This is a genomic window from Micromonospora sp. KC721, assembly GCF_004348355.1.
GTDB lineage: Bacteria > Actinomycetota > Actinomycetes > Mycobacteriales > Micromonosporaceae > Micromonospora.
This window is the reverse complement of sequence record NZ_SMJY01000055.1, coordinates 23,291-29,537: the sequence shown is the minus strand read 5'-3', so window position 1 is coordinate 29,537 and position 6,247 is coordinate 23,291. Positions and strand designations below refer to the sequence as shown.

Below are 6,247 nucleotides of genomic sequence, written 5' to 3'. Positions count from 1 at the left end.
CTCCCCACCCCCTTCGAGGCCGCCGTGTTCCGGTTCATCGTCAGACGCCTGCTCCAGCTGATACCGACGCTGTTCGGGCTCTCCCTCCTGCTGTTCATCTGGCTCCGTCGACTGCCCGGCGGTCCGGAGACCGCGATCCTCGGCGAGCGCGGCACGCCTGAGATGCGCGCCGCGATCCGCCGCAACATGGGCCTCGACGAGCCGGTCATGGTGCAGTACGCGCGGTTCGTGCGGCGGCTGATCCGCCTGGACCTGGGCACGTCGACCGCCACCAAGCGCCCGGTGGTGACCGAGTTCCTGGAGCGCTTCCCCGGCACCGTCGAACTGACGCTCATGGCCCTGGTGCTGGCCATCGGCGTCGGTATCCCGCTGGGCTACCTGGCCGCCCGGCGTCGGGGCCGGCTGCTGGACCACCTCTCGGTCGGCGGCTCGCTGATCGGCATCTGCATCCCGGTCTTCTTCCTGGCGTACGTCTTCAAGGCGATCTTCTCGGAGAACCTCGGCTGGTTCCCCTCCTCCGGCCGGCAGGACCCCACCATCGCCGCCACCCGGGTCACCAACTTCTTCGTTCTCGACGGCCTGCTGACCCGGGAGTGGGACGCTGCGGCCGACGCGCTGTGGCACCTGGTGTTGCCCGGCCTCACCCTGGCCAGCATCCCGCTCGCCATCATCGTGCGGATCACCCGGGCGAGCGTGCTGGAGGTGCTCAACGAGGACTTCGTGCGCACGGCCGAGGCGAAGGGCCTGACCGAGTCCACGGTCCGCCGCCGGCACGTGCTGCGCAACGCCATGCTTCCGGTGGTCACCTCGATCGGCCTGCTGACCGGCGGTCTGCTCTCCGGCGCGGTGCTCACCGAGACCGTCTTCGGGTTCACCGGCATCGGGGCCTTCGTCGCAGACGCGATCAGCCAGCGGGACTACCCGGTGCTGATGGGCTTCATCCTGATCATCGCGGTGGTGTACGTGCTGGTGAACCTCCTGGTCGACCTCTCCTACAGCCTGATCGACCCGAGGGTGAGGGTCCGATGACGATCGCGCCCGGCAAGAAGAAGCAGAAGATCGACCGGCTCGCCGAGCTGGCCGCCCGGGACGACGAGCGGGGTGTGAGCCTCTGGCAGGAGGCGTTCCGCCGGCTGCGCCGCAACCCGGCCGCGATCGTCGGCGCGGCCATCCTGACGGTCTTCGTGATCGTGGCGGTCGTCGGTCCGCTCCTGGTGCCCTTCGGTCCGAGCGACACCATCGGCATCCGGGAAGGGCTGATCCGGCCCGGTGTCATCCCCGGCGCCGACGGCGACCACTGGCTCGGCTACGACCACCAGGGCCGCGACGAGTTCAGCCGGCTGATCGTCGGGGCCCGGCAGACCCTGCTGGTCGGGGTGGTCTCCACGCTGATCGGCCTGGCCGTCGGCGCGTTGATCGGTGGTGTGGCGGGTGCCGCCGCCGGGTTGGGCGGCCGGTGGGGCCGTTGGCTGGACAGCACCCTGATGCGGATCATCGACATGATGCTGGCCATGCCGAGCCTGCTGCTGGCGGTGAGCATCGCCGCCCTGCTCGGGGCGAGCCTGACCACCGTGATGATCGCGGTCGGCGTGGTGTCCGTACCGGTCTTCGCGCGGCTGCTGCGCGGCTCGATGATCTCCCAGTCCAACAGCGACTACGTACTGGCGGCCACCTCGCTGGGCGTCCGGAAGCCGAAGATCGCCCTGACCCACGTGGTGCCGAACTCGCTCGCCCCGGTGATCGTGCAGGCCACCCTCACGCTGGCCACCGCGATCATCGAGGCCGCCGCGCTCTCCTTCCTCGGCCTGGGCAACCCGGACACCGCGATCCCTGAGTGGGGCATGATGCTCGCCGAGGCGCAGCCCTACCTCGACATCCGGCCGGGCCTCGCGGTGTACCCGGCGCTCGCCATCATTGTCACGGCGCTCGGGTTCACCCTGCTCGGTGAGGCGATGCGCGAGGCTCTCGACCCGAAGCTCCGGAAGTAGGTTTCGTATGCGTGAAGCGCGAGGAGTGAGCGTGCGAGCCCCGCAGTCGCGAACGAGGGCGTTGTGGTGTGAAGCGCGAGGAGTGAGCGTGCGAGCCCCGCAGTCGCGAACGGAGGGCCGGTAATGGCACTGCTCGAGGTGGACGACCTCTGCGTCACCTTCTCCCGACGCGGTCAGCGGCCGGTACGCGCCGTCGACGGGGTGTCGTTCGCTGTCGACGCGGGCGAGGTGGTGGGCCTGGTCGGTGAATCCGGCTGCGGCAAGAGCGTCACGTCGCTGGCCATCATGGGTCTGCTGCCCAAGCAGCCCGGCCTGCGGGTCGGCGGCAAGGCCGTCTTCGACGGCACCGACCTGCTCCAACTCGACGACCGCTCGCGCCGGGACATCCGGGGCCGGGACGTGGCGATGATCTTCCAGGATCCGCTCTCCTCGTTGAACCCGGTGATCCCGATCGGACTGCAGGTCACCGAGGTGCTCACCCGGCATCGCGGGATGAAGGGCGCGGCGGCCGAGAAGGAGGCCGCGCGACTGCTCGACCGGGTCGGCATCCCGGACCCGAAGCGGCGCCTGAAGGAGTACCCGCACCAGCTCTCCGGCGGTATGCGGCAGCGTGCCCTGATCGCCATGGCGGTGGCCTGCCAGCCCCGGCTGCTGATCGCCGACGAGCCGACCACCGCGCTGGACGTCACCATCCAGGCGCAGATCCTGGAGTTGCTCAAGGAACTGGTCCGGGACTCCGGCACCGCGCTCGTCATGATCACGCACGACCTGGGTGTGGTGGCGGGGATGTGCGAGACGATCAACGTGCTCTACGCCGGACGGGTGGTGGAGACCGCCCGCCGTCGTCCGCTGTTCCGGCAGCCCCGGCACCCGTACACGGTGGGGTTGCTCGGTTCGGTGCCGCGACTGGACGCGGGCCGCGGGGAGCGGCTCTACCCGATCCCCGGCTCGGTGCGCGACGTGCTGCCCTGGCCGGACGGTTGCGCCTTCGCGCCGCGCTGCTCACGACGGGTCGACGCATGCGTTGGTGAACCGCCGGAGCTGGTGCTCAGCCACGACGACCGCGCCTACCGGTGCGTCAACCCGGCACCGCTGCCCGGTGTGACGCCGGGCGCGGACGTCCGGGCCACGGTGCCGACGTTGGCCGAACCGGGATCGGTGCCGGCGCAGGCCGTGCCGGACGACCCGCCGACAGTGCCGGGGCTGGGCCCTGCCCCGCGCGAGGAGGAGAAGCCGTGACCGACACCGACATCCTCGTCGAGGTCCGCGACCTGAAGGTGCACTTCCCGATCACCAAGGGGGTCATCTTCGACCGTACGGTCGGCCACGTGAAGGCGGTCGACGGCGTCGACCTGCGCATCCCGCGCGGCAAGACGTACGGTCTGGTCGGCGAGTCGGGCTGCGGCAAGTCGACGCTCGGCCGGGCGCTGCTCCAGCTCACCCCACCCACCGCTGGCGAGGTCGTCTTCGACGGCGTCGAGCTGACCACGCTGCCGGCCGGCCGGCTGCGCACCATGCGTCGGCGGATGCAGATGATCTTCCAGGATCCGATGTCGAGCCTCGACCCCCGGCAGAACGTCGAGTCGATCCTCACCGAGGGGTTGCAGACCCACGGCATCGGCACCGGCCGCGACGACCGGCGGCGGATCATCGGGGAGACCCTGGACGCGGTGGGGTTGCCCCGCTGGGCGCTCTCCCGCTACCCGCACGAGTTCTCCGGAGGGCAGCGGCAGCGTATCGGCATCGCCCGGGCGCTGGTGCTCGGCCCGGAACTGATCGTCGCCGACGAGCCGGTCTCCGCGCTCGACGTGTCGATCCAGGCCCAGGTGGTGAACCTGCTCGACGAACTTCAGGACAACCTCGGCCTCACCTATCTGGTGATCGCGCACGACCTTGCCGTGGTCCGGCACATCTCCGACGTGGTCGGTGTGATGTATCTGGGCGCGCTGGTCGAGGAGGCGCCGAGCGACCGGCTGTACCGCGAGCCGCTGCACCCGTACACCCGGGCGCTGATGTCGGCGGTACCGGTGCCAGACCCCGACGTGGAGGACCGGCGGGAGCGCATCCTGCTCGCCGGCGACCTGCCCTCACCGGCAAACCCGCCCGCTGGCTGCCGGTTCCACACCCGCTGCCCGTGGGCGCAGCCGACACGCTGCGTGGACGAACGCCCGGCGCTGCGGGAGATCGGTGCCAGCCGGGTCGCCTGCCACTGGGCCGAGCAGATCGCCAGCGGGGAAGTCCGACCACACAAGGTGGAGGTGCAGATCACCCGCCCGCTGGACGAGGGCGAAAATCCGCAGGTGGTGTCCGCGCCGACCGAGCCCGGCTCGTACGTGTAGGCAGCTCCCGGGTGGGAGGGCCGCCCTCACTCCTTGCCCCCGCACACCGCGGACGACCCGTGATGTCGCCATGACGACGGGGACCGGTCGGAACCCACGGGTGTGCCGACAAGTTGGGTCGCCTGGTTCGGAGCCGCGTTCGCCTGGTGGGGAGTCGGAACCATCAGGTGCCTCTCCCACAGCTAGGGCCTGTCTCAAACTCCGGCTTATTCGACCTTGTGGCAAGATCGCCGGATGCTGCGACTCACCGATTTCATCATCGACTGCCCGGAGCCAATGGAGCTGGCAGCCTTCTACTCTGAGGTGACGGGTCGCCCGATCAAGGGGGGCAGCCACGGCGACTGGGCCGGTATCCGGTTTGGCGAGATCGAGCTGGCCTTCATTCGGGTAAAGGACTACCGCGCCCCGCAGTGGCCCGACAGCGAGCACCCCAAGCAGTTCCATCTCGACTTCGAAGTTGACGACATCGAGGCCGAACAGAGCCGCGTCCTGGCCCTCGGCGCGACCCTGCAGCAGGACTTCATCGGCCCCGACGGCTACGGCTGGCGCGTCTACACCGACCCCGTCGGCCACCCGTTCTGCCTCTGCCACAACAAGGGTGTCATCTGGACCGACCAGGGCCTCATCTGGCCCGAGAGCGAGTAGAGCGTGTATCCGGTCCCGACGCGCTGTGTCCCCCACAACTACCGACACGGACTTCGATACGCGCGCTAGCAGCGCCGCGCGGGCGGTGGCGGCGTTTCTCCCGGACGGGGCCGGGCTCAGCCCTCGGGCCGGTTGAGCAGGGCAACCGCGATCCTGTGCACGGCGTCGATGCCGGCCGGGTCGGCCAGTTCCGTGCTGCCGCCGGTCACCGCGTACCACTCGTCGGCGTCCTTGTACTGCACCGAGAGCTGCACCTGACCGTCGGCGTAGGTCGTCCTCAGGGTCAACTCGCCGGTGATCACGCCGACCTCGTCGGTCATCACCCCGCCCGGACCGGCGACCAGGTCCGCGGTCAACTCCCGGGGTGCCGCGTTGGTGGCGGCAGAGCGCTCTGCTGCCACGGAGGCGTCGGCGCTCATCCCGGCGCCGGGCACGGCGGTGGATTCGGCCGATCGGCCGTTGACGCTCATCCCGGCGGTGGTGGGCCCGGCAGCCGCCGGCTCGCCGCCGGTGGCCGCCGTGTCGCCGCCGCCGGTGGCCGCCGCGGCATCGCTGGCGTCCGGCGTTCGCTCCGGCCCCGGTGTGTCCCCGCCTCCGGTCACGGCTTGCTCGCCCACGTGCATCCCTCCAACATGTCGCTGAGCGCGTCCTTCTCGGCACTGGTGACCGTCAGCCGCCAGTGATGTTTCACGGTGATCCAGTCGGCGGCGTAGGTGCACCAGTACGACCGGTTCGGCGGCTTCCACTGCGACGGGTCCTGGTCACCCTTTGCCCGGTTGGAGGTGGCGGAAACCGCGATGAGCTGCGGGCGGGTCAGGTCGTTGGCGAACTCGCCGCGTTTCGTGTCGTCCCACTCGGCGGCCCCGGAGCGCCAGGCGTTCGCCAACGGCACCATGTGGTCGATGTCCACGCTCGATGGGTCGGTGAAGGTCCGCCCGTCGTAGGCGCTCTCCCAGTGGCCCGCCACCACGTTGCACCCGGAGAGCCGGATGTCCTTGCCGTCGCGTTGCAGGACGGTGTCCCGGACGTCGCAGTTCTTGCCGGTCTTCTGCCAGTGTGGGAAGCGTGCCCGGCTGTAGCCGCGCATCGACCCGGCCTTCGCGACGGTCAACTCCGCCAACTGCTCGCCGGCGTTGCCCGAGCCGCTGGGCGGTGCCTCCGGTTCGTCGATGGTGACCGCACACCCGCCGACGACGAGGGCGAGCAGCGCGGCGAGCGCCGCCGCTGCCATCGCACGGGCTCCTGATCTGGTACGCACAGACGACACCTTTCCAG

General features: G+C 70.2%; 7 protein-coding genes. 5 read left to right on the top strand and 2 right to left on the bottom strand.

Annotation, left to right across the window (positions count from 1 at the left end; genetic code table 11):
• Positions 1-24: 24 nt before the first annotated feature.
• From E1182_RS12550 to E1182_RS12530, 5 genes are all read left to right on the top strand, one after another.
• Positions 25-1,029: an ABC transporter permease gene (locus E1182_RS12550; RefSeq protein ID WP_132264337.1), complete on the top strand. Its 1,005-nt coding sequence runs from the start codon at positions 25-27 to the stop codon at positions 1,027-1,029.
• A complete protein-coding gene (locus tag E1182_RS12545) occupies positions 1,026-1,988 on the top strand; it encodes an ABC transporter permease (protein ID WP_132264330.1) in 963 nt (320 codons plus the stop codon). The genes E1182_RS12550 and E1182_RS12545 overlap by 4 nt, the downstream gene beginning before the upstream one ends.
• Positions 1,989-2,111: 123 nt before the next feature.
• Positions 2,112-3,227, top strand: a complete 1,116-nt coding sequence (locus E1182_RS12540) for an ABC transporter ATP-binding protein (RefSeq protein ID WP_132264328.1) — start codon at positions 2,112-2,114, stop codon at positions 3,225-3,227.
• Positions 3,224-4,327, top strand: coding sequence for an ABC transporter ATP-binding protein (locus E1182_RS12535; RefSeq protein WP_132264326.1), 1,104 nt, complete (start codon positions 3,224-3,226; stop codon positions 4,325-4,327). The genes E1182_RS12540 and E1182_RS12535 overlap by 4 nt, the downstream gene beginning before the upstream one ends.
• 234 nt (positions 4,328-4,561) lie before the next feature.
• Complete coding sequence (locus tag E1182_RS12530; RefSeq protein WP_132264323.1) at positions 4,562-4,972, top strand: VOC family protein; 411 nt, start codon at positions 4,562-4,564, stop codon at positions 4,970-4,972.
• A gap of 116 nt (positions 4,973-5,088) precedes the next feature.
• Here E1182_RS12530 and E1182_RS12525 read toward each other — a convergent pair whose 3' ends face one another.
• Both E1182_RS12525 and E1182_RS12520 read right to left on the bottom strand, forming a co-directional pair.
• Positions 5,089-5,589 (bottom strand): hypothetical protein, encoded by a 501-nt coding sequence (locus E1182_RS12525; RefSeq protein ID WP_132264320.1) that lies wholly within the window; start codon positions 5,587-5,589, stop codon positions 5,089-5,091.
• Positions 5,571-6,203 carry an HNH endonuclease family protein gene (locus E1182_RS12520; protein WP_207921377.1) on the bottom strand — a complete coding sequence of 211 codons (633 nt, stop codon included), beginning with the start codon at positions 6,201-6,203 and terminating at the stop codon, positions 5,571-5,573. Before E1182_RS12520 ends, E1182_RS12525 begins: the two co-directional genes overlap by 19 nt.
• Between the last annotated feature and the right edge of the window lie 44 nt (positions 6,204-6,247).

Bases quoted from the DNA above. Each gene is read 5' to 3' on its own strand.
- E1182_RS12545 (WP_132264330.1), top strand. From the start codon at position 1,026: ATGACGATCGCGCCCGGCAAGAAGAAGCAGAAGATCGACCGGCTCGCC.
- E1182_RS12530 (WP_132264323.1), top strand. From the start codon at position 4,562: ATGCTGCGACTCACCGATTTCATCATCGACTGCCCGGAGCCAATGGAG.
- E1182_RS12520 (WP_207921377.1), bottom strand. From the start codon at position 6,203: ATGGCAGCGGCGGCGCTCGCCGCGCTGCTCGCCCTCGTCGTCGGCGGG.
- E1182_RS12540 (WP_132264328.1), top strand. From the start codon at position 2,112: ATGGCACTGCTCGAGGTGGACGACCTCTGCGTCACCTTCTCCCGACGC.